Raw genomic sequence first — 26,620 nt, forward strand, 5'->3', positions numbered from 1 at the left:
GCCACCCGGGTGCGCTCTGAACGCCTCATCTGAGCCGCACAGCTCAATAACCTTCACGAACCCGTCGGGGTGCCTAGGCGCTCCGGCGGGTTCGGTTGTTAACCGCCTCCTGCACACTCCTAAGCTCTCCCTGCGTGACCCCCAGGTGAGAAGGGGCGCCCGCCACTGCATCCGCCGCATGCCGCAGGCATAGAATGGACAGCATGCTTTCATCACTTCGCTCTATCAAGCTCGACCCGCTGCTGACCATGCTCATTAGCGCGGTTATCCTCGCAATTATTGTGCCGGCGCGCGGCGACTTCGCCGAATGGTTCAGCACCGGAACGAAGTTCGCGGTCGCCCTGCTGTTCTACCTGTACGGCGCTCGCCTCTCCACCACAGAGGCTATTCGCGGCCTGACCCACTGGCGTCTGCACCTGATGATTCTCAGCTGCACGTTCGTGCTGTTCCCGCTGGTCGGTTTGGCGCTTTCACCACTGCGTTTTGTGCTCGGTGATGGGCTGTACATGGGCATCCTGTTCTTGACCTTTGTGCCCTCGACCGTGCAGGCGTCGATTGCGTTCACCTCGATTGCGGGCGGTAACGTGGCGGCGGCGATTGTGAGCGCTTCGCTCTCTTCGATTGTGGGTGTGGTGGCGACCCCGCTGCTCGCCATGTTGCTGATGAACACGGGGCATATTGAGTTCTCCGGAACGGTCTTCCTGGACATCGCCATTCAGCTGTTTCTGCCGTTCGTGCTCGGTCAGCTGACGCGCCGCTGGGTGGGGGAGTTTGCTAAGAAGCCGACGACTAAGTGGCTGGATAAGTTCTCGGTCATGATGATTGTGTATTCGGCGTTCTCCGCCTCGGTGGTGCAGGGCGTGTGGACGCGCGTGGCGTGGTGGCAGATTGTGCTGCTGGTTGTGCTCATGGCGATTATTGTGGTGTTCATGCTGTGGCTGACCGACCAGCTGGCTAAGCGCCTGGGCTTCAACCGTGCTGACCGTATTACGATTCAGTTCTGCGGTTCGAAGAAGTCGCTGGCGGCTGGCCTGCCGATGGCGATCATTATTTTTGGTGCGGGCTCGCTGGGCCTGATGATGCTGCCGATCATGATTTTCCATCAGGTTCAGTTGATGATTTGTACCTGGCTTGCGGGCCGCTATGCGCGCCTGGATGTGGTGGGTGCAGCCTCCGCGAAGGAAGTTCAGTAGGGGCTTGAACCCTGTCTGCTGGGGTTGCTTGCCGGGTGCTATTGGGGTCCTCTGAACCTGTGAGATAAGCCTCTGATGAGGGGTTTTAATGGGGGACTTTGGGCCGTATCAATCGGTTTATGAAGTGATATGGCGCGCACTGCCAAAAATTCCCTGACTAGTGCATTTATGTGCAAAATGTGGTATTTGTACTGGTCAGTTGGGTTTTTGTGGGGTATGTGCACTCTATTGCATAAAAGTGACCGAGGAGACAATCAACACTATCGGGCGTTGAGCGGCGAAAAAGCCCCAAATTTGCCCTAGAATGTTTTGTCGTGGGTTAGACAGATTCGCATCCTGTATGCAAGAATTTATGACTCACATGGGAACGGTTGAGATTCACTCCCTCACACCGCCCACGAGCGTTGATGCAGCGGATTCACTCCCCGCCCGCATCCCACACCGGAAGAGACTCACTCACTCAACCGGAAGGAAGCTCAAAACCATTTATTCACTCAAACACAACTGGATACACTCAGCTTAATGACGCGCTTAGATTCTATCTATGCGCTAATCGCTGTTTGTATCCGCCAAGAAAGAGGACACTCCATGGCTACCATCATGAGCGTGAACGTATGCGATTCCAAGTACAACGCTGACCCCACCGGCGTACGAGATTCCACTAGTGCTATCCAGAAGGCTATCGATGATGTTGCTGCGCAGGGCGGCGGCTCTGTGGAGATTCCCGGCGGCATGTACCGCGTCTCCTACCCCTTCATCGAAATGAAGCACCGCGTCGAGATCTTCGGCCACGGTCAGGCAACCCGAATCGTCGCTTTCACCGACAAGAGCATCCCGTCGTCTAAGAACGGTAGCTACGAATGCACCGGCGTTTTCCACACCGGTAGCTACACCACCCCCATGAGCGGTGGCACCAACCAGAACAAGCCCATGCGTATGGGCGTGCGTGACCTGTTCATCCGCACCAACAAGTACAACCTGCCGCTGGATTCTAAGAGCAACCAGATTTTCCTGGAGAAGCACACCCAGCCCGTCGACAACGTTGCAGGCGTCATCTTCCACACCCGCATTGCGGACGCTAACCCCGGCGAGCCGGACGCAGTGCCCACCCTGTCCAACATCGAAATCTGGGACACCGCTATCGGCGTTGCAATCCTGGGCCTGGACGACCAGGGCATGAAGATTGACAAGATCCGCATCCGCCAGACCCTGCGCCAGGGCCTGCTGGTCGGCAAGCCTGTCGGCCACCCGCTGCGCCGCCGTGAGGGTGACACCCCCGGCGCGGCAGATAACAAGTTCTCCATGATTGACGTCTCTGATGCAAACATGAGCTTCGGCACCTACGCGGGTATCGAGATTTACACTTCTCAGTCCAAGTTCGAGGCGTCCACCAGCTGGTTCAACAAGCGCAACCAGGGTAAGAACGCCCTGTACGAGGTGAAGACCCGCCACGTGGGTGCAGGCTGGTTCATTCAGGGCACCCGTAACATGTTCATTGGCTGCACCGCCCAGGAGAACGCCGGTCACGGCTGGCTCGTGGAGGGGGGTAACAACCAGTTCATTGGTTGCCTGGGTGAGTCTTCGAGCTTCCAGGACGCTGTTACCGGCGCTGCTCGAGGTGACGAGGCGGCGAACTGGTACATTGGCCGTAACGCACGCGGTAGCCGTTTTGTGGCTCCTCGTTCGCACAACCCTTACAGCTGGGCGAAGGCTTCCCTGTACGGTTTCTACATTGAGAACAACATTCGCGATATGCACATTACGACTGCGTCCGCGAAGGATGACCGTATTGGTGAGAACAACATGATTGGCCGCCGTGTTCACGTGACCGGTGCTATGGGCGATAACGTGCTCATCGAGGTGGACCACATCCGCCACGCGACTTTCGCGCCGAAGCAGCTGGAGAAGCGCGGCAACGGCGTGTTCATGGGCTAACCCTCGCGGGTTAGGCTCTACGAGCTGAGGCTCGTGACCACAAAATCTTAAAACGCATACGCCTGAGGGGCGGGGAGTAATCCCCGCCCCTCAAGCGTTTAAATATTTTGTAAATTAGTAGACCCAGGTACCACCAGGGAGTTCTGTAAGGCTGTCAGGAGTAAATTTTTGGTATCGTAGCTTATCAATCTGCAAGATGACTTGGCTGCCAGGGCGCCCAGTCACACAGACCCTACGATTCTTCAGGTTGCTCTCGCTCATTCGCTCGTCAATGACTGAGCCACCAATAATTTGCAGGTCGTTCGTTCCACCCTCAATATAAAACCCATACAGTGAAGCATTGCGATCGTCTTTAGGGTTATGTGAGCGTGGAGCCACAAGCCGTAAACCCGTTGCTCCGTTCATAATGTACCAATTCGCGGCCTCCATCGGTTGTGCTTGACCTCCTACCGAAGCTCCCTGAAAGCTGGAGGACTCACCTAGACAGCCGATGAACTGGCTTTTACCGAGACGCAGAACCCAGCCGTGGCCCCCATTTTCCTGGGCGGTGCAACCAATGTACATGTTTCGTTCACCACGGTTGAGCCACCCAGCACCAGCATGAGCATTCTCAGGAGAGTAGATAGTGCTTTTAGGGAGGGTGCGGTGGTTATACCAGCTGCTGGAGAGTTCAAATTTCGTTTGGGAAGCGTACACCTCAATGCCAGCGTATACACCACCGGACTGATTTGTCCCAGAGACGTCAATCATGGAGAACTTATTGTCCGCACCATCAGCGTTCTGGTCTTTAGACTTTCGCAACGGATGACCAACAGGCTTGCCGACTAGTAAACCTTGACGGAGAGCCTTTCGGATACGGAGATCGTGCACCTTCATACCTTGGTCGTCTTTTCCGAGAATAGCTACTCCAATATCAGTACCCCAGATTTCAACGTTAGAAAGTAAAGGAACAGCATCAGGTTCATTTGAGGATTTATCTGGCATCTCAGTATGAAACAGGACTCCTACGACCTTGGGCATAAGAGGAGTCGTATGAAGCTCCTTCCAAAATGATCCATTAGGGTCTGAGAGAGACAGATTAGACGGGTTTGTACGGATAAATAAGTCTCGAACGCCCATACGCATAGGTTTGTTTTCACCCTTATTTGGGTTTGTCATAGGTACGCTATATGTTCCCGTGTGGAAAACCCCAGTTGTAAATTCAACGGTTTTCTCACCCGTGGCAATAATGCGGGTTGCCTGACCGTGCCCAAACACCTCTACACGATGCTTCAACTCAATGAAGGGGTAGGTGACACGATAAATACCACCAGGAATCTCCACTGAGCCACCGCCTCGTGCCGCTACATCATTAATAGCTTTTTGAATAGCGGCGGTGGAATCTTTAGCCCCCGTAGGGTCAGCGTCATAGTTAAGAACATTGACCGCCATAGGGCTTGTTTTCTCAGAGGCCATGAATCCTCAATTCAAGAAGTAGTGAGTGAATATATCTGCTAGTCAGCAGCTTATATGGGTAGTTTACTGCAATATCCGAGAAATCAATGGAGTATTTATGCACTTAGATATAAATTCATGTCATCCTCTACATGAGGGTTATTTTTTATAAATCCTAAAGGTGAGGATTATACTTTCACCTTTTAATCTCTGACAGGCAAAGATGCAAGTGACACATTGCCTACATACAACGGGGTTCAGATTCCTTAATGTGGTGCTAGTATTTAGCTGATTCACTCAACATGTCGTTCTCACATCACCGATTTCTGGAGAGTAACATGACCCCCCTCCCTCGCCCCCTCAAAGCATTGGGGGTAGCAGGCATTGCCGCATCCTTGATGCTGGCACCCCTCCCCGCACATGCGGAAGGGAACAACCTCTACCGCAACCCCAGTAAATTTTATACTGGCGCAGTTAGTGACTGTCTCCTGGATAAGCAATACGGACGCGGCCAGATAGCAGATATCTGGGCATATTGTAATGGCTTGATTTCTACAGGCGTTTACGAAATTCCCAATAGTTCTGCCAGCAGAATGGACGTTATCGCTGCTTTATACCGTCTAGCAGGATACCCTGAAGTCAAAAACCTACCTGAAGTATCCCCATACGCAGACGTGGAGACCTATGACCCAACCTACCCTCTTGCTATTTGGGCATCACGTGAGGGAATTACAAGTGGCTGGTCTGATGGCAAGTTCCATCCCAATGATTATGCAACTACCAGCACCGTCATCGCTTTCCTCTACCGTGCTGCCGGTAGCCCACAAAAGCTGTGGTACCGCACATGGGAACATTACAACTACGCAGCTAAAGATATTACCCCCATCGGAAAACCTTTCTGGAAAGAAACTTCCTGGTACACCGTAGCTATCGCTCCGTACCCCAAGGTACCCGTTAACGAAAACGAACCGAATAATCTCAAGACCGCTAAACCCACCACCATCCTTGACAGGAGGACGGTATATTCAATGATTCGAGATTTTCATACTTCCGGGTACCAGGTTGTCGGAACCCACAAATAAAATATGATGCATACGCCTGAGGGGCGGGGAGTAATCCCCGCCCCTCGGCGTTTAACCCGCACCCAAAACAGCCGAAAAACCGTAGAAAAACAGGGTAGGGGAGCAGGCATCACAGCGCCCGGTCATCGCCTCCACACGCCCAATGCGGTACCCTTGAGCAGGAGGCAGGTCTGCCGGTGCACAGACCCGCACACGTCAAAACACCCGCAGAAATGCGCCCAACACACCGCACCACACAAACTCAACACTGCACCCACGCAGCGCCGTACTCACTCAACACCGTATTCACCGCATACAGCCGTATTCACTCAATTCACTCACCCGCGCCGCCTTCAGCACCGAACGCGGTACCCATCGAAAGAATTGAGCCCCTCATGCCCGATACGCCCATGAGCATCAACGCCATCAACTACGGCGCAGACCCCACCGGTGCCAAAGACTCCACCGCAGCCATCCAGCGAGCCGTCGACGCTGTCGCCGCACGCGGCGGCGGATCCGTAGAACTCCCCCGCGGCATCTACCGCGTCTCCTACCCCTTCATCGACATCAAGCACCGTGTCGAAATCTTCGGCTACGGCTCCTCAACCGTCGTCATCGCGCACTCCGACCGCGCCATCCCCACCACCGCCAACGGCCACACCGAATACACCGGCGTGTTCCACGTCGGCAGCTACACCACCCCCGTCTACGGCAACTACAACGCCAACAAGCCCATGCGTATGGGCGTACGCAACCTGCACATCCGCACTAACGCCGCCAACACCCCCATCAGCAGCTACCCGCTCGATGCGCACACCACCCCGCTGAATAACGTCGCCGGCGTCATCTTCCACACCCACCTGACCGGCGACATGCTCAACGAACCGGACATCGTGCCCGTTATCGCCGGCGTGGAAGTCTGGGACACCGCCATCGGCGTTGCCGTGCTCGGCCTGGATGACCAGGGCATGAAAATTGACGACGTGACCATCCGCCGCACCCTCAACCAGGGCCTGCTGCTCGGCAAACCCGCCGGCCACCCCCGCCGCCCCAACGAAGGCCAGAACTCCGGCGCGGCAGACAACAAGCTGCGCGGTATCGACGTTGCCGAGGCGAATCTCAGCGGCGGCTCCTACGCCGGTATTGAGGTGTACGCGGCGCAGGCTAAGTTCGAGAACTGCTCCAGCAACAGCAACCACCGCACCAGCAACAAGAACGCCCTCTACGAGCCCGCCACCCGCCACGCTGGCGCAGGCTGGATCGTGCAGGGTGAACGCAACATGTTCATCGGCTGCACCGCACGCTCCAACGCGGGCCACGGCTGGCTCGTTGAGTGGGCGCACAACATCTTCATCGGATGCGAAGCGGAAGGCTCCAGCTGGGCTGGCACCGTCAGCGGCGCCGCCCGCGCCGACGAGGCCGCCAACTGGTACATCAGCCGTAACGCGCGCGGTACCCGCATGGTCGCGCCTGTCTCCTACAACCCCCCGGAGAAGCCCGCCTCCCTGTACGGCTTCTACATTGAAAACAAGATTTACGACCTGCGCATCACCGAAGGCACCGCCAAGGACGACCGCATCGGTGAGGGTAATATGCTCGGCCGCCGCGTGTACATTACTGGCGCAATTGGCGCAAACGTGGTCATTGAGGTTGAGGAACTGCGCCACTCCACCTCGCCCGCCGGTCAGCTCACCAAGGAAGCTTATAACGTGATGCGCGGCTAGTAGAGGCTAGTAGACACGCCCGAACCGGTCCAGGACTTTCCTGTGAATCGTGAGGGAGGCGCGTGTGCCCTAGTGGGCGCGTTATACCGCCACATGTCGGCTAAGAATCAGGGCAGCTGCGAATGGAATACATACCATTCGCAGCTGCTTTGTCGTTTAGAACAATGTTTAATTTTTAGTTGATAAAAGTCTCAATTAAATATTGAATAAAATATTAATATGTACTTTAAACTTTCTATGGCGGTGTAAAACAGTCCATTCACTGTGCACCACCATAGCCGTGCGACAGCATGCGCAACACGCACATCATTGGTACACATCAAAACCGCGTATCGCCGCACGTCAGCTCCTATTCATTGCCGCTTCTCACTATTCCTCAACGACCACTACCCTTCCCCTTTTCTTATTCGCTCCATTGGCGACCCCGCGGTCGACCCAAAAATCGGTTCCTTCCGGCCGGTTCCCAACCACAATTACATAAGGACAGCCCATGCTTCCGGTTATCTCCCGAGTCCTCACACCCACCACTCGCGCACGCCGCATCTTTGCACTCACTCTCGCGCTCGCCCTCGGTGCCCTGCCCGTAGGCACCTCCGCCATCGCCTCCCACCAGGCTGTAGCTCACGCCGCCGAACCTGCCGCAGCCAACGGCCTCATCAAACTTCACCAGCCCAAGGACGACCCCAGCTACGTCGAATGCGTCGCCAACTTCCTTGGCACCATGAGCGCCACCCCCGGCGTGTGGGCGGTCTGCCACGGCTACCTCGACAGCGAAGAATACACCGTCACCCGCCGCCACAGCAGCGCAACCGTCACCCGCGGCCAGCTCGTACGCATGCTCTACCGCATGGCGGGATTGCCGACCGTCAAGGACCTCCCGAAAACCTCGCCCTACAAGGACGTGCCCACCACCGACCCCAACTATGCTGCGTACATTTGGGCAGCGGATGCGGGCATCACCTCCGGCTGGGATGACGGGCTCTTCCACCCGGACGATTACGCCACCCGCCACACCCTCGCCGCGTTCCTGTATCGTGCCGCAGGTAGCCCCGATGGTGCCGCACGCCTGCGCCAGATTCGCCGTCCGCTACGTGCCGAAGTCAAGAAGACTGAGCAGTTCAAGGCTGAAAACCGCTGGGCAGCCCGCACGCTCGGCGCCTACCCCGAAGTGGACCGCGACAGTGACGGCGTGGCAGACGTGGTGAACCCTGCCAGCCCCCTGTACTTCTCCGATGCCCTGTACATGCTCAAGGCGTACGGTGATAAGGGCCTGAAGGTTGTGGGCACTCCCGCCGTTGACTAGGAAGCCGTTGACTAGGAAGCCGTTGACTAGGGGTAATACCGACTAGATGCAGTGCTGACTAGATGCAGTGCTGACTAGCGCATATATTCACCGCCCGCCGGTGCGACCCGAAGGTTGCGCAGGCGGGCGGTGCTCTGTTCCGGGTGCTGTGCTGTTCTGGCAGGTTGCGAGCGCCCGTGCCGCCGCGCAATCGCTTCCGTGCAATGAAAGGTGCATGCTCTGCACCCGCTAAGCTAGAAGGCATGAAGATTGCCACCTGGAACATCAACTCAATCCGCGCCCGTGAGAACCGCGTCGAAGACTGGCTCGACGAACACGACGTTGACGTGCTCGCCCTGCAAGAAACCAAAACCAAGGACGAAACCTTCCCCTTCGACCTCTTCGAATTCATGGGCTACGAGGTTGCGCACTTCGGCCTGAATCAGTGGAATGGCGTGGCAATCGCCTCCCGAGTTGGCCTCGAAGACGTGCAGCGCGGCTTCGATAATCAGCCGCACTTCGGTAAGACCGGCGAGCCCGAGGTGCTGGAGGCGCGCGCGATCGGTGCGACCTGCGGCGGCGTGCGCGTCTGGAGCCTCTACGTGCCCAACGGCCGCGGCCTGACCGACCCGCATATGGACTATAAGCTCCACTGGATGGAGGCGCTGTGCCAGAACGTGCACAACGAACTGGCTGCTAACCCGCAGTCGCAGCTTGCCCTGGTCGGTGACTGGAACGTCGCCCCCGAGGATGCCGACGTGTGGGATATAGACTACTTCCTGCGCAACGAAATGACCCACGTTTCCGAACCCGAACGCCGCGCTTTCGCCGCCCTACTCGAAGAGGGCATGGTGGACGTAGTACGCCCGCACACTCCGGGCGAGTACACCTACTGGGACTACCAGGCGGGCCGCTTCACCAAGGATGAGGGCATGCGCATTGACTTTCAGCTGTTCTCGCCCGCGCTCGCCGCACGCGTGGAACGTGCCTGGATCGATAAGGTGGAACGCGCCGGTGAAGGCGCAAGCGACCACACGCCGGTCGTGGTTGAGATTGCCGACTAATCCGAGCGTATAGCTTGCCGTAGAACCGCGTGTAGTAAGGAGGCGGGGGAGGGGTCCCTCGCCTCCTTGCTGTATCTGCTGGTGCTTCTGTGTGCCTGTCTCTGGGCGGCTGTTCCTATGCCTGCCCCTGGGCTTCTGCCAATATTTCGGGGTTTTCTGTGTGGCTTAGTTGAAAAGTTCGGCTAGCCGAACTATTGTTAAATTCCGCCCGGGACGACAGGCAAAAGCGCATTATGATGCCTGCGCAGACACAACCGTGTCCCTAGCGTCCCGGCGCGGCAAATTCCACACATCAACCACATACTCAAACCCGTGACTTCGAATGAAGGATGCCTCATGAACGCTTTCACCCCCGCAGGCAGCAACGCACGCCGCCTCGTCCAGGCGCTCTGCGCCGCCCTCGCACTCACCCTGCTACTCGTACTCACCGGTTGCGGTAGCACCGCCAGCACCGCCGACGGCGCTAAGAGCAGCAACGGCAAGAAGACCGTGCTCACCACCTTCACCGTGCTCGCCGACATCGCCCGCAACGTCGCCGGTGACGACCTGAACGTTGAATCCCTCACCAAACCCGGCGCAGAGATTCACGAGTACGAGCCCACCCCCTCCGACCTGAAGAAAGCGCACGCCGCAGACCTGGTACTCGACAACGGCCTCAACCTCGAATCCTGGTTCACCAAGTTCGTCAAGGACTCCAACGCTAAGCATGTGACCGTCTCCGAGGGGGTCACGCCCATCTCCATTACCGAGGACGCCTACGCGGGCAAGCCCAACCCCCACGCCTGGATGAGCCCCAGCAACGTGCAAAAGTACGTGGACGTGATGATTCGCGAATTTAGCACCCTCGACCCCACCCACGCCGCCGACTACAAAAACCGCGGCGAAGCCTACAAGAAGCAGCTGCAGGGCGTGCGTGACGAGCTCGTCAAGGAAATCTCCACCCTGCCCGAAAACCAGCGCGCACTCGTCACCTGCGAAGGCGCCTTCTCCTACCTGGCGGCAGACGCGGGCCTGAAGGAAAAGTACATTTGGGCGGTCAACTCCGAACAGCAGGCGACCCCCTCGCAGATTTCCTCCGCGATCGATTACGTGCGCGAGAACCAGGTGCCCGCTGTGTTCTGCGAATCCACCGTCTCTGACAACCCGATGCGCCAGGTCGCAGACGCCACCGGCGCACGATTCGGCGGCGTGCTCTACGTAGACTCGCTCTCCGAGGCGAACGGCCCCGTGCCCACCTACCTGGACATGATTCGCTACGACGCACGCACCATCGTTGCGGGCCTCAAGGGCAACTCCTAAACTCGGCATAAAGCCCGAATAAACCCGGTATAAACCCGGGCCAACCCCGGCATCGAAAACCCCGGGTAAACCCCAAACCTCCGATAGGATAGGAGGGGCGGTCGCCTTCATGGCTCCGCTCCTCCCACGCCGTTAACACTCGCTCACACAGCACCCGCCCACACGGCACCCACTCAGCAACACGCAAGCAAGTACACCCGCCCCACGCATACGGTGACCACCAGAAAGAACACAAGGAATGAGCACTCTTCTCAGCTGCGAAAATGTGCACGTGAACTACGGGCCAGTCCGCGCCCTCACCGGCGCATCCTTCACCCTGGACACCGGGCGTATCTGCGGCCTGATCGGCATGAACGGCTCCGGCAAATCAACCCTCTTCAAAGCCATTATGGGGGTCGTGCCCATGCATGCCGGTAGCATCACTCTCGACGGGCAGCCCGTCGGCGGTAACCATGGCAGCCGCGGCAAGAACGCGCACCACCACCGCGCCGGGCTCGTCAGCTACGTGCCGCAGAGCGAAGAAATCGACTGGACCTTCCCCATCTCCGTGCGCGAGGTCGTCAGCATGGGACGCTACCGCAACCTCGGCATCACCCGCCGCCTGCGTGCTGCAGACCGTGCCGCCGTGGATGAGGCGCTCGCCCGCGTGGAACTGACCGACCTTGCCGACCGTCAGATTGGGGCGCTCTCGGGCGGTCAGCGTAAGCGCGCCTTCGTGGCACGCGCTATCGCTCAGGGCGCCCAGCTGCTGTTGCTGGATGAGCCTTTCGCCGGCGTGGACAAGCGCAGCGAGGCGATGCTCATTCAGGTCATCGAACAGCTGCGTGACGAGGGCGCGACCGTGCTGGTTTCCACGCACGACTTGGCGAGCCTGCGCCAGTTCGCCGACGAGGCACTACTGCTACGCGGCGATATTCTGATGCACGACACCCCCGAGAAGGTGCTCGCCCCCGAGAACCTGGTGCGTGCCTTCGGCATGGAAGTGGACGCCGGCGCGCCGACTGCCGCCTCCAGCGCTACTACCTCTGGCACTACTACGATCAGCTCTGCGGAAGGGAAGAACTAAATGGACATCCTCAACTTTCTGGTGGAGCCGCTGACCCTGCCCTTCATGCTCCGCGCATTCGTGGTCACCGTCATCGCCGCCGCCGTCTGCGCCCTGCTCTCTTGCTGGCTCGTGCTGCTCGGCTGGTCGCTCATGGGCGATGCGATCTCGCACGCGGTGCTGCCCGGCGTGGTGCTCGCCTACATTTTTGGTGCGCCCTTCGCGGTGGGTGCGGTCATTGCCGCGCTCGTGGCGGTGGCGCTCATCGGCGGGGTGCGGCGTAGCGGACGCGTGCGCGAGGATGCCGCGATCGGCATCGTGTTTACGACCTTGTTCGCGTTCGGTCTGGTGCTGATTTCGGTTACGCCGTCGAATACCGACCTGAACCATATTCTCTTCGGTAACGTGCTGGGTGTGTCCTGGTCGGACGTCTGGCAGGTCGCTATCCTCGCGGTGGTGGTTGCCGCCGTGCTGCTGGTCAAGCGCCGCGACTTTGTGCTGTACGCCTTCGACCCGGGCTTTGCGCAGGCGGTGGGGTTGCGTCCGCGTCTGCTCGGTGCGCTGCTACTCATTATGCTGGCGCTGACTTCCGTGGTGGCGCTGCAGATTGTGGGTGTGGTGCTGGTCGTGGCGATGCTCGTCATCCCCGGCTCCACGGCGCGCCTCATTACCGACCGGTTCGTGCCGATGCTCGCGGTGAGCGTGGGTGTGTCCCTGGTGGGCACGCTGACCGGCCTGTACGCCAGCTACTACGCGGACGTATCCCCCGGTGGTGCCGTGGTCGTCACGCAGGGCATACTGTTCGCCCTGGCGTACGTGTTCGCTCCGCGCTACGGTCTGCTGGGCAGGATGCGTGCCCGCCGACTCAGCACTGCTGCAACGAAAACTGAGCCCTCAGCTTCCTAAAACTAACTCAATACAGCGCTAGGCGGAGGCCCTTTACGGGACCTCCGCCTAGCGCTATTTTCTGAAATTCTAGGGTGCCTCTACCGCCCTGCGCCTAGCGCACCGTGCGGGACACGAACAGGGAGGCGGTCGCCTCCGCACCCAACGGAATAATGGTGCCGCCGGGCTTCACCGCGCCAGCCGCGTCCGTCTCGTGCAGGTTGCCGGAACCGGCACCGACCACGCTCACGTTCACCGCCTCCGAGAAGGGCGCACCCTCCTCAATGTGTAGGCGCACGCCGGGCACAAAACCGTGGCCCTGCAGGTAACGCAGCAGGCGCGGGTCATCATCGTTAATGCGTTCGAGCACGACTGTTTCGCCGGGTTCGCACTGGCTCAGCGGCACGGTCTGCGGAAAACTAATATGCCCCGAAGAGTCCGGGATCGGGTCGCCGTGCGGGTCGCGGGTCGGGTGCCCCAGCAGGGTGTCGATGCGGTCCACCATGAAGTCGGATACCGCGTGCTCCAGAACCTCCGCCTCGTCGTGCACACGGTCCCAGGTGTAGCCGAGCGTCTCCACGAGGAACGTCTCAATGAGGCGGTGGCGGCGAATCATCGCCAGCGCGTAGGAGCGGCCGGTTTCAGTGAGCCCAATAGCGCCGTAGGGCTGATGCTCGATCAGGTCGGCGGCGGCGAGGCGCTTGAGGCCGTCAGATACCGAAGAAATGCGCAGGCCCATGCGTTCTGCCAGGGCGGATGCGGTGGCAGGGGTTTTGGTCCATTCTTCGAGGCTCCAGATTTCCTTGAGGTAGTTCTGGGTGCTGACGGAAAGTTCTGAAAGAGGCATAAAGATAAGTCTACCTTTTCTCTGGTTTTGCCCGTCGAGCTACAGGGTATTCAGCGCGGGCTTAAAAAGCGTCCCGCCCGGACGGTTCACCCCTGGCAGGGGGTGACTATCACGGGCGGGATCAGGTGTTCGGTTCCGCGCTGGCAGCTACGAAAGGCTGGCAGGTACCAGGTACCAGGTACGAAAAGGCTGGCAGGCGCGAAAGAATGAGGGATGCGCGGCGGCGGTTAGGTGGCGCGGCGGCGCGAACGGTCAATACGGGTCAGCAGCTCGATGAGCGCACCGCGTGCCGCCTGCTCCTCATGCCAGAGGGAGCGGACGAGGGTGCGGCTGACCGCCTGGGTGGTGATGCCGAGTGCGGTTGCGGCGGCCTTCTGCTGGCCGCGTACGCCGGGTACGAGCAGGTTTACTACGCGCCATTCGGCGTCGGTGCGGTCGGCGCATACGCGGTAGAGCAGGCGTGCGGAGCCTGCGGCGAGGTCGGCGAGGTGGCGGTTGTCGGCGCTGACGCTGATGCAGCGTACGGGTGCGCCTCCTTGTGCTTCTTCGACGGCGAGGCGTGAGAATTCGAGGGCGTCGCCGGTGCAGTCGGTGGTGCTGACGGCGCCGAGTGCGCCTGCGAATCGGGGGATGTTGAGCTCGCCGATTCCGATGCCGACCCAGAAGCCGTTATCGCGCGCGGCAATGAGCGCCGCGTGGAGTGCGTCGCTGGCGCGGTCGAAGGCGCCCTGAATTTCATCAGGGTATGTCTGGGCGAAGGCAACACGCGGGTTGAGCTTTGCGAGTTCGTCCGACAGTGCAGTGAGTGAGTGCTGTGCGGAACGTTGAATAAAGGTTAGAACGAACACCTTCCTATTATGCCGTAAAACCTTCAACAAGCGGCGTAAGGTTCGCCGTAATACCGGCAACATTTAAACCCCTAAAAATGCGCATTGATAAGGGGAATTATCGTGAGCATGCACTGTGTGCAGAAATCCTCGAAAGGACGTAGAACACCCCCGAAAGGAAAATAATTTTCATGCAAGTGCACGTTGAATTATTCGCTTTCGGGGGCGTTGAGTGGAGTTGATAGACGGGGCTACCGCGGAACTACTGTGCGTTCGTTACCTGCGAGATATGCGGTAGCTGACGCAGCGGCTTCTGGAATACCATCACCACCAGCGACAGGAAAATGAACACCGCGTAGAACAGCGCCGTGTACGTAATACCCCAATCAACAATGAGGAAGCCTGCCAGCAGAACAGCCAGTGGGGTCAGCGCCATATTCGGGATGCCCTGCACCGAGTGCACGCGACCGATCATATGCTCCGGGGTGGACGCGTTAATGTACGCAATGATGCTCGAATTGAAGGAGGGGAGCACAATACCCGCCAGCACAATCAGCAGGCACACCGCCCACAGCATCGAATGAACCACCGGCAACAACAGGTAGCAGGCCGACATGATGGCCAGGGAGGTGATACCGAGCGGGCCGAGCGCAAACTTCTCGGTCAGCGGGCCGACCAGGAACGAACCGAGCAGCACGCCCACGCCGAAGGCGCTCGCGAAGATGCCGATGAAGAGCGGGTGTGCGCCCTCCAGAGTGTAGTAGTAGATGAAGGTGAGCGGAATGCCGACCGTTCCAAAGTTAGCAAGTGTTGAAACGAACGCAATGGACACCAGCACCTTGTTTTTCAGGATGTACTCGAAACCGGCTTTTGAATCCTGCCAGAAGCTGGTTTTCTCGCCTTCCTCCTCTTCCGCGGGCTGCCGACTAGCGCCGTAGGTCTTAGGTGCGACGATGAATGCCAGCAGGTTGACGACCGCGTGAACTGCGGTCATGAGCACGGTCGAGAAGCCGATAATGATGCCGGCGACCGGGCCGCCCAGCAGGTTAGCGGTGGACTCGCGCGTCTCACCCATACCGGAGGCGTACCCCAGGTGTTCCTTGGGGACTACACGGGTGATGATGGACTGTTCACTCGGGTAGTCAAAGGTGGAAATGATAGCGGCGAGAGAAATCGTGATCACCAAAACGTAAATGTTGGTGACATTGAAAACGAGGTAGAGAAGAATCGCTATCCAGGACAGTGACTGGCCGATACAGGACAGTGCCAGGCACTTTGAGGGGCCGATTCTGTCGACCCATGTTCCAGATACTGCTCCGGCGCAGGTGGCGAGAACACCCGCGACGAAGAGGGTGATACTCGCGGCCTCGGGGGAGCCGGTCAGCGCCAAAATAATGATGGGCGTGGTGATATAACTCATCGAGTCTGAGAGCTGGTTGGCTCCAATGGCGAAGAGAGTATTTCGAAAATCTCTATTCTTGAGTAGCTCGGTGTTGACACTCATGGGGGACCTCCACGATGGGGTTGGGTGTCGCGCGGCGTGCAGTCCGTCGTGCGTAGTTCATTGTGCGCAATTCGTAGCGCGCAATCGTATGAGTGAATATCCCGACAGTCGGCTGTGCCTGCCTGTATTCGTCTGTTTTCGCCTGTGCTCGCCGATCATGACGGGCCCGCCGATCATCACGGGGTGGTTGAGGATGCACGGGGCGGCTCATCGGGAACCCCCGCACAAGAAGTGTGTCGCGCGATACTTTAGATTCTATAAGAGATGTGAATCATATACATGAACGCTAGTTGAAAAACTTTCCTCATTTTGAGTATTGACATTAGGGTTAGGGTGACTACAATTCAGTCTTGGTGCTTCCGCCCAACCGAACCCTGAAATAACCCGATTGAACCCGATTGCGGGCGCACCAAAGACGCCCCCTCCCCGCAACGCAGCGGGCGGGGGAGTGTAGAAGAGCGCAGAATAAGGGCTGCACTAGGGGTGCTACTCCACCAGGCCCGCGAAGCCCGACAGAGCCAGCACCTCCTCAACATCCTGCGGCACCGAACGCGCCACCCATGGCGAATGCACCAACACCGCCTGCCACTGACCGCGCGACACCGCCACATTCAAACGATTCGGCGACAGCACAAACCCGGCACCGCGCCCAGAATCAACCCGCGACGACGCCAACGACACCAACACCACCGCAGCCTCCTGACCCTGGAACTTATCCACCGTGCCCACACGCACACCAGCACCCGAAGAATCCGCCAAACCAGTAGCAATCAGCGCCTCACGCACACAATCAACCTGCGCGTTATACGCCGCCACCACAATGCAATCCTCCGCCGCCAGAGGGCGCGGCTCAGCACCAGCCGCCGGAACCCACTCACGACCCAACAACTCGCGCACGCAATCCACCACCGCCTGCGCCTCCTGCACAGAACGCACCGAACAACCCGCATGCTCCACCGGATACGACACCACACCCGGCGCAACACCCCGCAGGGCGCGACCAGCCGTCGCCGCCGCGCTCGCCAATGCGCCATCATACGACAGCCACGAAACCCGCTCGCACAACGCCGAATCCATACGCCACGACTCACCCAAGAAATAGCCAAAACGAGGATCCAGCGCCGCCGCCCCATCAGACAACCAGCCCAGTGCCGAAACATCCACCGGGTACGGGTGCACACCCGTCGACACCTGCGGCAACTGCTGCGGATCACCCAACAGCAGCACCGAACGCGCCGCACGAGCCGCCGCCACCGTATTCGTCAGAGAGAACTGGCCCGCCTCATCAACCACCAGAACATCCAGCGACCCGGCAGGCACACGACGCTCACTCACGTAATCCCACACCGTACCGCCAAACAGCAGGCCGCCCGCACCAGAAATCAGCTCCACCAGCTCCGAATCAGACACCTCAGACCACGGGGCGTCCGGAGTCACCGACTTACCGCGCAGACGCACCGCACGCGAAACATCAAAACCATCACGGGCACAGCACGCCAACATGAGATTCTCAATCACCGCATGCGACTGAGCCACAACGCCCACCTTCGCGCCCTCAGCCACCAGACGCGCAATCACGTGCGAGGCGAGGAAGGTCTTACCCGCACCCGGAGGGCCCTGAACCGCCACATAGGAATGGTCGAGAGCGCGAACCGCCGCGTGCACGGCATCCACCGTGGGCAGGTCAGAGGCAGAAAAATCAACCTCACGAGGTAGATTTTCTGCATTTTTGGCGTTCGAGGTGCTCCTCTTCAGGCGCGGTGCGCGGCGGAACAGCAAATCCGCGGAGGCGCTCTCCACCCCCGTCAACGAAGCCGCCGCATCGAGCACGCTCGGCAGGGTGCTGGGGGAGGAGGGGGTATTGGAGGGCTTGGAATCCTCGCCGGGCACGGGGCCATTAAGCACGGGGTCGCTCGGCATGAGGGCGCCATCGAAAAGTAGCCCGTGCACATCGGCCTGCAGAGCCGCCTCAATCGTCGCCGTAGACACCGGATCGCCAGGACCAATACCCGAAGGCAGGGCACGGTGCGGCTCATCCTTCACGCGGATGCGCTCCTGCAGAAGCACCTCCAAGAACTCGCCGGTCGACTCTGCGCCAGCCTCTGCAACAGTCTCTTCGGGGTCCGCAGAATCCTCGGAACCGGCACCGAAACCGCCCTGCGCCACCGCCAGCACACGCAAGCCAAAGAAACCCGTCGCCGCCAACTCGGCGGGCACACGCTCACCCGGATTCGACGCACGGAAATAATTCACCTGCGACTCCATACGGTCCAGCGCAATCTGCGGGCTCACCCCCGTCTCATACGCACAAAAAACCGCACGGTCAGAGGGCGCAATCACCAGGCTCGGGTCAGCCTCAAGTCGCGCACGCAACAGGCGCACCTGCGCGCCGCGCACACGATACCAGCCGGGGGTGTCTTCAACCTCGGTGGGCTCCTTCATGGCGGCGGCAAGCGCCTCCAGGTCTGCGGAGGTGTTCAGAAGAGCATGCGCATGCTCCACCGAAAGCACCTGCACCCGGTCAAGGTACGCGTAATCGCGGCTCGCCACCCACGCCGTCGGGCCGTCCTCCAGGCGGCGAATGTGCTCCCGCCAGAACGGGGCGCGCTCACGGCGGTAGTAGTTCGTCATGGACAGCAGCATCGCCGCCTCAAGCTCGCCGGCACCCCAGCCGTGCTCCGCCGCGTGCTCCTCCAGGGATGCGAGCTGGGCATCTAGCAGGCACTGCAGGCGGTACTGTTCGCTGTCGTTCTCGACCGCGGCGGGCACCCGGTACATGACCGGGTGCTCCTCAGTTGCGGGGTCTTCGGCAGTGTCTTCAACGGCGTCTTCGGTGACGAGTTCCGGGGCTTCGGTCGCGAGGGCAAGAGATGCCGCCGCGTTCAGGCACGCCGGGCACTCGTCGCAGGTCAGAAAATAGGGGATGCGCTCGGCAAGTTCCGCCGGTTCTACACCCTCGTTCAGCGCCTCGGTGAGCAGCAGGAGGCGCTGCTCCTGCAGGCGAACCAGCGGCAGAATACGCGCCGAATCAACTCGGTGAGGTTGAGGAACGGGGGAGTGGTGCTCAGAGGGTTCCGATTCGGACCCCGCGCAGTACTCATTTGCGCCGTGCTCCAGATGAAGGTCGAGGCGCCTCACATTCTCGGCATTCTCGGTGCTCGCGGTTGCACTAGCGGTCAGCAGGTGAGCCGCCAGGGCACCGCGCAATAGCGCCCGATGCGCCGCCTCACTCAGATGCGGGGTGCAGACGATTCGGGCGGTATTGCTCTCGGCGGTGCTGTTCTCAGGCGAGTACTCCAGACGGTCGAGCTCCACCGTGTAGGTCAGTCCCGCCGCGGAGGTCGCCACCAGGGGCACCGGGCGCGGTGTGCCGCCCGAGTGCTCACCGCCGACTACTTCACCGCTGACTACTCCACTGCCGACCATGCCACCTTCGGTTAGTACTTGCAGGCACTCGCGGTACGCTTCGTGGGCGCGCTCGGACTTCTCGGGGGTCGGGTGGGCAGACTGCTTCTGCGCACGCTCCCGAAGCTCGGTGTAGAGCCGCAACTCGCAGGTGGAGGTGGCGGTCAGATCAGCGAGGGTGAAGGTAAGGTCCATGGTGACTTTTCTGCTGGAGGAGAGAGAAATAGGGCGGGAGTGAAACCCCGCCGTAGGGAGCGGGCGCGAGTCCCGGTTGAGGAGTCTATCGGCACCCCGTGCCCCCTCGCCCCGAGAGGTTGATTTTCAGGTTTCACGTGAAACACTACAGAAAATCAACCTGCACGGGGTGATTCAGGGGGCTTTCGGGGCTATCCGGGCATACACGCTAGGAGGCTGCACCCGCCGCAGCCGCGGTAGAAACTGCCGCCGAAGCAGCCGCAGAAGCCGGGGCGCTTGCCCCGTCCGAAGCGGGTGCCGAAGCACTCGCTGCTACCGCAGAGGGAGCAACAGAAGCACTCGGCGCGGTCGAACGGTTCGCAATCGCCGCCGCGGCAGCGTCCACGCGTTCCTTCGCGGCGGGCAGCGCATCCGAGCCGCCCAGATCGTTCAGAATAATCGCGAAAATCAGGCGGGTGCCGTCGGGTCGGATCGCCACACCGCACAGCGAAGACACCGTGTACAGGGTGCCGGTCTTCGCCTGCACAAAAGTGCGCGCGTGCACGGCATTCGCCGCACCAAAACGATCAGACAGGGTGCCGCTCACGCCCGCGACCGGGAACGTGCTCATCAGCTGCTCCGCATGCTCATCAGCATTCAGCAGAGCCACAACCTGCACGAGGGTTCGGGCGGTCACGCGGTCCGTCAGCGACATGCCGCACACGTCTGCCTGCGCCAGGTTTTCAATGTTCACGCCGGCATCCACGAGTGCCTGGCGCACGGTCTGCTGTGCCGCTTCGCCGCTGCCTTCCTTACCTGCGGCGATGGCGGCGCAACGGCCAAGCACCTCAGCGAGGGCGTTGTCGGATTCGAGCATCATGTGTTGTGCCTGCTCCAGCAGGGTTGCAGACTCGACCGCGGCGATTTCAACCGCTTCCGCGGGGGCGGTGCGGCGCTCCGCGAGGGTGAAGCTCATGCCGGACTCCTTGCCGGCGGTGTTGAGTGCATCCACGAACGCCTTCTGGGCGGCAACCGCCGCATCGTCCGGGCGTACCGGGTTGCTTGCGGTGGACTTGCCCGGCACCGTGTGCGATTCGAGCGCAATCGGGTGAATGGGCGTGATCTGGCCGGACGCCACGTCGGCGGCATCCCAGCCGGGGTTCACGCCGGGGCCGGTGAAGAAGGTGCCGTCAAGGTAGACGGGTAGCGCCGCGGTCGGCTTCTCGCCCTCGTTCAGCGCCTTCACGGTCAGCTCGGCGAGGGTGGTTAGGCCTGCGCGTCCGACAATCTGCTTCGGGTCAGAGGCGCCCGCGCCGAGCAGGGTGTCGCCGCCTGCCATGAGGTACAGTCCGGCGGAGTCGCGGGTGACGCGTGTGCGCAGGCGCGCCTGCAGGTTCGCGTAGTGGTTGAGTGCGAACAGGGTCAGCACCTTAAAAGTGGAGGCGGGTACGCGTGCGGTGTCGGCGTTGGCGGCGTAGAGGTCGGCGGGTGCGGTGGCCGCCTTGATGCTGGGCAGGTTCCCGTCCATGCCGGTGACGAGCAGGCTGTACTGCGGGTAGGTGTCGTCAGCGAAGAGCGCGGTAAGAGCGGCACGTAGCTGTTCCTGCTCCGCTTCGGGCAGTGCGGGGGCGAGGGTCGGGGTGGCGCTCGGGGTTGCGGAGGCGGTCGCCTCGGCGGTGCCGGTGGGGCTGCCGGTTGCGCTGCCGATGGGGCTTGCGGAACCTTCGGGGCGTTTCTGTTCGGTTGCGGCGGGTCCGCAGGCGGTGAGGAGGAACATGCCGCCGAGGGTGAGGGCGGCGCGGCGGGTGAGGGTGGTGGTCTGGGTGTTGTGCTTGTTGGAAGGCATCTTTTGAGCATAGCGGGCGGATGGGGTGCCTATCGAATTTACGCGCCGGTGCCCTGATGCTCATGCCGTGTTCCTGCTGCCCCTCACGAACCCTATCTGGGCTGCCCGGCATGGCGGCGGGGTGTGCTGGCGCGCGTGCTGGCGGGCGCGGGACTAGGCGGAACGTTAACTGTGGTGTGAGCGTGGTAAATTACGCTGGTTTTGGCGCCGAATACGCGGTTTCGGTGTGCGTGAACGGGTTACAATGGGTGAGTTCAACACCTAACTTTCGCACCTTGCGCGCCGAAGTCGCCGCGAAAGTGACTCTAACTCACGAGAAAGAAGGTTCCGATGGAACTCGACGTCACTATTGAAATTCCCCGCGGCTCCCGCGTGAAGTACGAAGTGGACCACGAGACCGGCCGCCTGCGCCTGGACCGTGTGCTGTTCACCTCCATGCAGTACCCCACCGCTTACGGCTACTTCGAGAACACCCTCGGTGAGGACGGCGACCCGCTGGACGCAATGCTGATCCTGGACGTTGACGTTGTTCCCGGCGTGCTGGTTGAATCCCGCCCGGTCGCAGTGTTCAACATGACCGATGAGGCTGGCGGCGACGCTAAGGTTCTGTGCGTCCCCACCGACAAGCGTTACGACCACATCAAGTCCCTGGCTGATGTTCCCGAGCAGCTGAAGGCTGAGATTCAGCACTTCTTCGAGCGTTACAAGGACCTGGAGCCCGGCAAGTGGGTTAAGGGCGAGGGCTGGGAAGACCTGGCTGCTGCTGAGAAGATGGTCCAGGAGGCTATCGACCGTTTCGCAGCTGAGGGTCACTAAGCTGCCGCACCGTTAGGTGCACCCGGTTTTTGTAGGGGGCGTGTTCCCCGTGTCTGGTTCGTGCGAGTTTTCGTGCGTGCTGGAGGCGGTGGGCACGCCCCCTTTTGTTGTGCTCGGAGTTGTTGCCCAGGGCTTTGTTGAGGGGGATTTCAGCAAGTACTTTGCGCGGTGGGGCTTGTAATATTTCTGAAAGTTCAGATTTTTAAAGATATTTCTAAAGTTCTAGTTACATAAATATTCAAGTTTAAAGTGAGATTTTAATAAACTTCAAGTTTATATTGATATATATTTTTTCACGAGAATGAAATATTTGCTTGTGAATACTCGAAACGGTGAATTTTCAGAGTAGGGTTGAAGGAGTGTGGTGTATAGAGCGTCGACGAAGCGTAAACGCCACACACTATTGTCATCACTCAACTTAATTTAAGGACTATCATGTCTGAACTGTCACGCCGGCATGTGTGCCGGCTTTCGTCATTTGCCCTGGTAAGTTTCTTCGCAGCACCTCAGAGCACGGCATGGGGTATTCAGGGCTCTGTTGGGTCTCCCCAGCAAATAGATGGATGCACTGTTGCCCCGCTTCGTGAAGCATGGGTGCCGACTAATGGTGCAGATAATGTCATTCTGTGGTTTCAGCTTCTTCCCTTTTCGGGCCCTTTTGTAGGGGTGCATGCGCTTCCGTCGGTAGAACTGATGGGGAATCAAGAAGAGTCAGCCTTATATGAGGTAATTCGTCCCCATATTCACCGTGATACAGGGCAGTGGCTGTCTAAAATTCCTTCGGGTCAGCAGATTGTGGTTGAGCTTGAACAGCTGAGTGGATCGCAAGAATACATGGTGCAGATGAGCCGTTGGCAGCCGGGTTCTATGGGATTGACAAGCCATTCTCCTGAGGGGTACCCGGCTGCACCATCACTGACAGTGCGTGAAGACTCGGGTCTGAAGGTGGTTCGTGCGCGTGGTGCCTCAACGGAGAGCACTGAGTATTTTTGTGGTGTCTACCAAGGGGAGATGAAGGGAAACGCATCCCTTGGAGAAGATGACGGTGCGTTTATTCAAGCTCAGCGCTGGGAATGGGGTCTTGAGGTAGATAAAGATATTTCTCAGCCGGAAGAGTTGTTTCAACGAGGGTGCTTTGGCGTGTATTTCCCGGGTCGTAGCGAATACGGCGGATCTACTGTGTCGGCTTCCTATCGGATTAGTGTTAGGACGCCGGGAGGCGTGTTGACATGTACCACAATAGCTGCCCCATAAAACAATTATGGGGGTAATCGCAGGGTTGTGGATTCGGGAAATCTTGCTCTGCAAAAAGAGATGATTGATAGGGGGTTGGTACAGATTTAATAGAATTAAACATCAAATCATCTTTATGTATAGATATTCAGGGAAAATTGGTGGGTTGGCATTCAAACTATTTGAATGCGTTTGAACTACATGGCTTAAGAAAGGAATACAATATGGTTGATTATAGTAAATCAAAGCATGTGAATGTTTTGGATTTTGGTGCAGACCCAACCGGTACGAAGGATTCCGCACCAGCAATTCAAAATGCCATTAACTCGGTGGCCGCTGTTCCCGGTGGTGGTTCTGTCGAGATTCCTTCGGGAATCTATCTTGTGAGTAATGATTTTATTAATCTCAGGGATAGGGTAGAGGTGTATGGTCATGGATTCTCAACACAAATTATTGGGTTTAATAAAAACCCGAAGATTTTAAGAGATGTTGATGGTGACGATATGGAGTGTCAGGGGGTATTTCATATGGGGTCATACAATACCTTTGTGGGTGATATGGGAACAAATATACCAATGCGTTTTGGGGTACGGGATATGTTTATTCGTGCCGCCAATCTTAATCTTTTGAATCCTAATATTCGTAAAGGATTTTTTGAGTATCAAATTGCTCAGGGTAAGCACGTTGCTGATAATTATATACCGGATAATATTGCGGGCATTATTGTTCATACAAGATATGATATTTTTAATGAACCTGAAGCTGCCCCTATTATTTCAAATATTGAAATCTGGGATACGGCAATCGGAATTGCCATCCTGGGTGAACATGATCGTGCTATGAAGGTTGATAAGGTCCGCATTCGTAAAACTCGCAGACAAGGGCTCTTGGTGGGAAAGCCGGTGGGTCATGTTCAGCGTAGAACAGAGAGTTTGAACTCTGGAGCTGCGGATAATAAGTTTGTGATGGTTGAGGTCTCTGATGCCAATCTTGGTGGCGGATATCATGGGGCAATTGAGGTGTACGGAGCTCAATGTAAATTTGTGGCATGTACCGCCTGGTTTGCTATTCGCAATAAGCCAAATTCCGACCTTTATCACGATAGAGATCAGTACCGCAGAAAGTCTGGTGCCGGGTGGGCGATTTTTGGCGAACGGAATATGTTCATCGGATGTACCGCTCAGGAGAATGGCGGGCACGGGTGGGTCGTAGGTTTCAAGGATAATCAGTTTATGAATTGTCTAGGTGAGTCCTCGAGTCTCGAGAATTCACTTATTCTTAAGGGAACTGCACGCACTGATGAAGCAGCTAATTGGTATATTGGACGAAATGCTTCTGGAGCACGCCTAGTATCGCCGCGTTCGGCTAATCCGAAAGTTGGCCAGCGTTCCTCGCGTTACGGGTTTTATCTGGAGAATAAGCTGGATGATATTAGTATTGTGGCCGGTTCATCGCGTAATGCCCGTGATGGTAATAAATTGACTTCGAATGACGGTCGGCACCTTTTCTTTAGGAGAGATCGCAGTGTCCCCTGGGGCAATTTCTATATTGATATTAATTTTGTGGTCTATAGGACCTCGCAAGATAATGAGATTAATCGGAATAGTCAAAATGACGTAAAAGTTTAATCATTCTGAAATAATTGCGCGGAGAGTGAATCCTGAGTACCTTCAAAGGGATTCACTCTTCTTCTACCCTCACACCTTTCACCGAGGATAGAAAATGAAGAAAAACCTTTCGACCCGCGGCGCGGCGGCACTGTTGGCACTGGCTATGGGGTATATGGGCCAGGGTGTAGCCCAGGCGGCATACATTCAGCCGAAATCTGCACAGCCTGTAGAAGAGCTGGAATTTGATGTTAATTGTTTTGACATGCACTTCTTTTACGGCACGAACGGTATGACCAGTTTGTACTGGGCGGAGTGTACCGGCCTAATTACGAAGAAGCAGGTTGTTGGTCTGGGCACAACCCGTGAAGATAAGTTGCCGAACGGGGTCATGACCATTTCGCGTGGTCGCTTACTGGAGTACCTATACCGTCTGGCTGGTTCACCCGAGGTGAAGAACCTGCCGGAGAAGTCCCCGTACACCGACCTGACTCCGGGCGATGCACGCTATAAGGTTGCTATCTGGGCGACCCGCGTGGGTTTGACCACCGGTTGGTCTGACGGCTCCTTCCACTACGACACTCCGGCGAGCCGTGGCGCCTACTTCACCTTCCTTTATCGTGCTGCGGGTAGCCCCAAGGTGACTCTGGAGCCCCTGGACGCGGCGAATGCTGTGCGTGCTGAGAAGGGTGCTGCTCCCATTAAGGAGGGGAGTGAGTTGCATCGAGCAATGAGCTGGGTGTACCAGCATGCGCTGGCGAAGGGGGAAGATATCCGGGCGTATAACACTAACTTCTTCACTAACGGGTACACGCCGTGGGATTTCAACAAAACACCGGATTTCTATTACGCTTCGTACCCCACTATTTTCACCCCTCTCATGGTTCTTGATTACCACGAGGAGTTGGCGCCCATTGTGGCTCGTCTGCAGTCGCTGTCCTAGCGGTAGATGAGCGGAGGGCTTGTTGGGGGGCGTGTTCCCCGCGTCTGGTTCGTGCGATTTTTCGTACGTGCTGGAGGCGGTGGGCGCGCCCCTTTTTTTGTTGTACTCCTTGGCTGTGTTTAGGGGTACCGGAAGGGGCATGTGTAGCCGAACTATTCTTCGGAAAATAGCCTCAGGGTACCCCTAGGAGTGCTAATATATGCATATTACGAAGAATAGTTCGTATAACCTGAGGTTCTGCAGCGGTGAGGAGGAAACCCCTATGGCATTCGACGCAATGGGGTTCGCACAGGAATTTGGCGCCCAGGTTCGCGCCGTCCGCAAGTACGAAAAAATCACCCAAATGGAGTTGGCGTGGATGGTCGGGCTCAGCGATAAAACAATCCGCGATATTGAGCGTGGGCTACCCGGCCCGTCAATTGGTGCGGTCCTCAAGGTCGCCCAAGAGCTCGGCATCGAGCTGGCTATCACCAACCCCCTCACCTAACCCCTCCCG

The 26,620-nt window shown here is 58.4% G+C and carries 20 protein-coding genes; 14 read left to right on the top strand and 6 right to left on the bottom strand.

Annotated features, from left to right (window positions below; translation table 11 throughout):
* Positions 1-194: 194 nt before the first annotated feature.
* Complete coding sequence (locus HMPREF2712_RS03125) at positions 195-1,193, top strand: bile acid:sodium symporter family protein (RefSeq protein WP_371326247.1); 999 nt, start codon at positions 195-197, stop codon at positions 1,191-1,193.
* A 588-nt stretch (positions 1,194-1,781) separates the two neighbouring features.
* Positions 1,782-3,128 (top strand): glycosyl hydrolase family 28-related protein, encoded by a 1,347-nt coding sequence (locus tag HMPREF2712_RS03130; RefSeq protein ID WP_070819241.1) that lies wholly within the window; start codon positions 1,782-1,784, stop codon positions 3,126-3,128.
* 114 nt (positions 3,129-3,242) lie between these two features.
* On the opposite strand, the gene HMPREF2712_RS03135 is transcribed toward HMPREF2712_RS03130, so the two are convergent.
* Positions 3,243-4,583, bottom strand: a complete 1,341-nt coding sequence (locus HMPREF2712_RS03135) for a glycosyl hydrolase family 28-related protein (RefSeq protein ID WP_070630070.1) — start codon at positions 4,581-4,583, stop codon at positions 3,243-3,245.
* 317 nt (positions 4,584-4,900) lie between these two features.
* On the opposite strand from HMPREF2712_RS03135, the gene HMPREF2712_RS08915 reads away from it, so the two are divergent.
* The 7 genes from HMPREF2712_RS08915 to HMPREF2712_RS03165 all read left to right on the top strand — a co-directional run bounded on the left by HMPREF2712_RS08915 (position 4,901) and on the right by HMPREF2712_RS03165 (position 12,943).
* Positions 4,901-5,644, top strand: a complete 744-nt coding sequence (locus tag HMPREF2712_RS08915) for an S-layer homology domain-containing protein (protein WP_246828665.1) — start codon at positions 4,901-4,903, stop codon at positions 5,642-5,644.
* Between the two features lie 374 nt (positions 5,645-6,018).
* A complete protein-coding gene (locus HMPREF2712_RS03140) occupies positions 6,019-7,347 on the top strand; it encodes a glycosyl hydrolase family 28-related protein (RefSeq protein WP_070616279.1) in 1,329 nt (442 codons plus the stop codon).
* Between the two features lie 490 nt (positions 7,348-7,837).
* Positions 7,838-8,650: an S-layer homology domain-containing protein gene (locus HMPREF2712_RS03145; RefSeq protein ID WP_070630069.1), complete on the top strand. Its 813-nt coding sequence runs from the start codon at positions 7,838-7,840 to the stop codon at positions 8,648-8,650.
* A gap of 242 nt (positions 8,651-8,892) precedes the next feature.
* A complete protein-coding gene (locus HMPREF2712_RS03150) occupies positions 8,893-9,693 on the top strand; it encodes an exodeoxyribonuclease III (protein ID WP_049337791.1) in 801 nt (266 codons plus the stop codon).
* Positions 9,694-10,029: 336 nt separating this feature from the next.
* Positions 10,030-10,992 (top strand): metal ABC transporter substrate-binding protein, encoded by a 963-nt coding sequence (locus tag HMPREF2712_RS03155; protein ID WP_070819242.1) that lies wholly within the window; start codon positions 10,030-10,032, stop codon positions 10,990-10,992.
* A 238-nt stretch (positions 10,993-11,230) separates the two neighbouring features.
* Positions 11,231-12,058, top strand: coding sequence for a metal ABC transporter ATP-binding protein (locus HMPREF2712_RS03160; protein WP_070819243.1), 828 nt, complete (start codon positions 11,231-11,233; stop codon positions 12,056-12,058).
* Positions 12,059-12,943 carry a metal ABC transporter permease gene (locus tag HMPREF2712_RS03165; RefSeq protein WP_070819244.1) on the top strand — a complete coding sequence of 295 codons (885 nt, stop codon included), beginning with the start codon at positions 12,059-12,061 and terminating at the stop codon, positions 12,941-12,943.
* Positions 12,944-13,037: 94 nt separating this feature from the next.
* Here HMPREF2712_RS03165 and HMPREF2712_RS03170 read toward each other — a convergent pair whose 3' ends face one another.
* The 5 genes from HMPREF2712_RS03170 to dacB all read right to left on the bottom strand — a co-directional run bounded on the left by HMPREF2712_RS03170 (position 13,038) and on the right by dacB (position 21,525).
* Positions 13,038-13,769: a metal-dependent transcriptional regulator gene (locus HMPREF2712_RS03170; RefSeq protein WP_070630067.1), complete on the bottom strand. Its 732-nt coding sequence runs from the start codon at positions 13,767-13,769 to the stop codon at positions 13,038-13,040.
* A 227-nt stretch (positions 13,770-13,996) separates the two neighbouring features.
* A complete protein-coding gene (locus HMPREF2712_RS03175; RefSeq protein ID WP_005507641.1) occupies positions 13,997-14,617 on the bottom strand; it encodes a hypothetical protein in 621 nt (206 codons plus the stop codon).
* 241 nt (positions 14,618-14,858) lie between these two features.
* The gene (locus HMPREF2712_RS03180; RefSeq protein ID WP_070630066.1) at positions 14,859-16,100 is read right to left on the bottom strand and encodes an MFS transporter; all 1,242 of its coding nucleotides are present in this window, start codon (positions 16,098-16,100) and stop codon (positions 14,859-14,861) included.
* A gap of 486 nt (positions 16,101-16,586) precedes the next feature.
* A complete protein-coding gene (locus HMPREF2712_RS03185; RefSeq protein WP_070630065.1) occupies positions 16,587-19,700 on the bottom strand; it encodes a DEAD/DEAH box helicase in 3,114 nt (1,037 codons plus the stop codon).
* A 208-nt stretch (positions 19,701-19,908) separates the two neighbouring features.
* Positions 19,909-21,525 carry a D-alanyl-D-alanine carboxypeptidase/D-alanyl-D-alanine endopeptidase gene (gene dacB / locus HMPREF2712_RS03190; protein WP_005507636.1) on the bottom strand — a complete coding sequence of 539 codons (1,617 nt, stop codon included), beginning with the start codon at positions 21,523-21,525 and terminating at the stop codon, positions 19,909-19,911.
* Between the two features lie 330 nt (positions 21,526-21,855).
* Between dacB and ppa the strand changes: the two genes are divergently transcribed.
* The 5 genes from ppa (at position 21,856) to HMPREF2712_RS03210 (ending at position 26,611) form a co-directional block, all read left to right on the top strand.
* Positions 21,856-22,341, top strand: coding sequence for an inorganic diphosphatase (gene ppa / locus HMPREF2712_RS03195; RefSeq protein ID WP_005504328.1), 486 nt, complete (start codon positions 21,856-21,858; stop codon positions 22,339-22,341).
* 435 nt (positions 22,342-22,776) lie between these two features.
* Positions 22,777-23,595, top strand: a complete 819-nt coding sequence (locus tag HMPREF2712_RS09010; protein ID WP_141752125.1) for a hypothetical protein — start codon at positions 22,777-22,779, stop codon at positions 23,593-23,595.
* Between the two features lie 203 nt (positions 23,596-23,798).
* Positions 23,799-25,202, top strand: coding sequence for a glycosyl hydrolase family 28-related protein (locus HMPREF2712_RS03200; protein ID WP_005507633.1), 1,404 nt, complete (start codon positions 23,799-23,801; stop codon positions 25,200-25,202).
* Between the two features lie 94 nt (positions 25,203-25,296).
* Positions 25,297-26,124: an S-layer homology domain-containing protein gene (locus tag HMPREF2712_RS03205; protein ID WP_070630062.1), complete on the top strand. Its 828-nt coding sequence runs from the start codon at positions 25,297-25,299 to the stop codon at positions 26,122-26,124.
* A 262-nt stretch (positions 26,125-26,386) separates the two neighbouring features.
* Entirely contained in the window at positions 26,387-26,611 is a 225-nt protein-coding gene (locus HMPREF2712_RS03210; protein WP_049326751.1) for a helix-turn-helix domain-containing protein, read from the top strand.
* The last annotated feature ends 9 nt before the right edge of the window (positions 26,612-26,620 follow it).

The organism is Rothia sp. HMSC064F07 (assembly GCF_001837265.1).
In the GTDB taxonomy this organism is placed as follows: domain Bacteria; phylum Actinomycetota; class Actinomycetes; order Actinomycetales; family Micrococcaceae; genus Rothia; species Rothia mucilaginosa.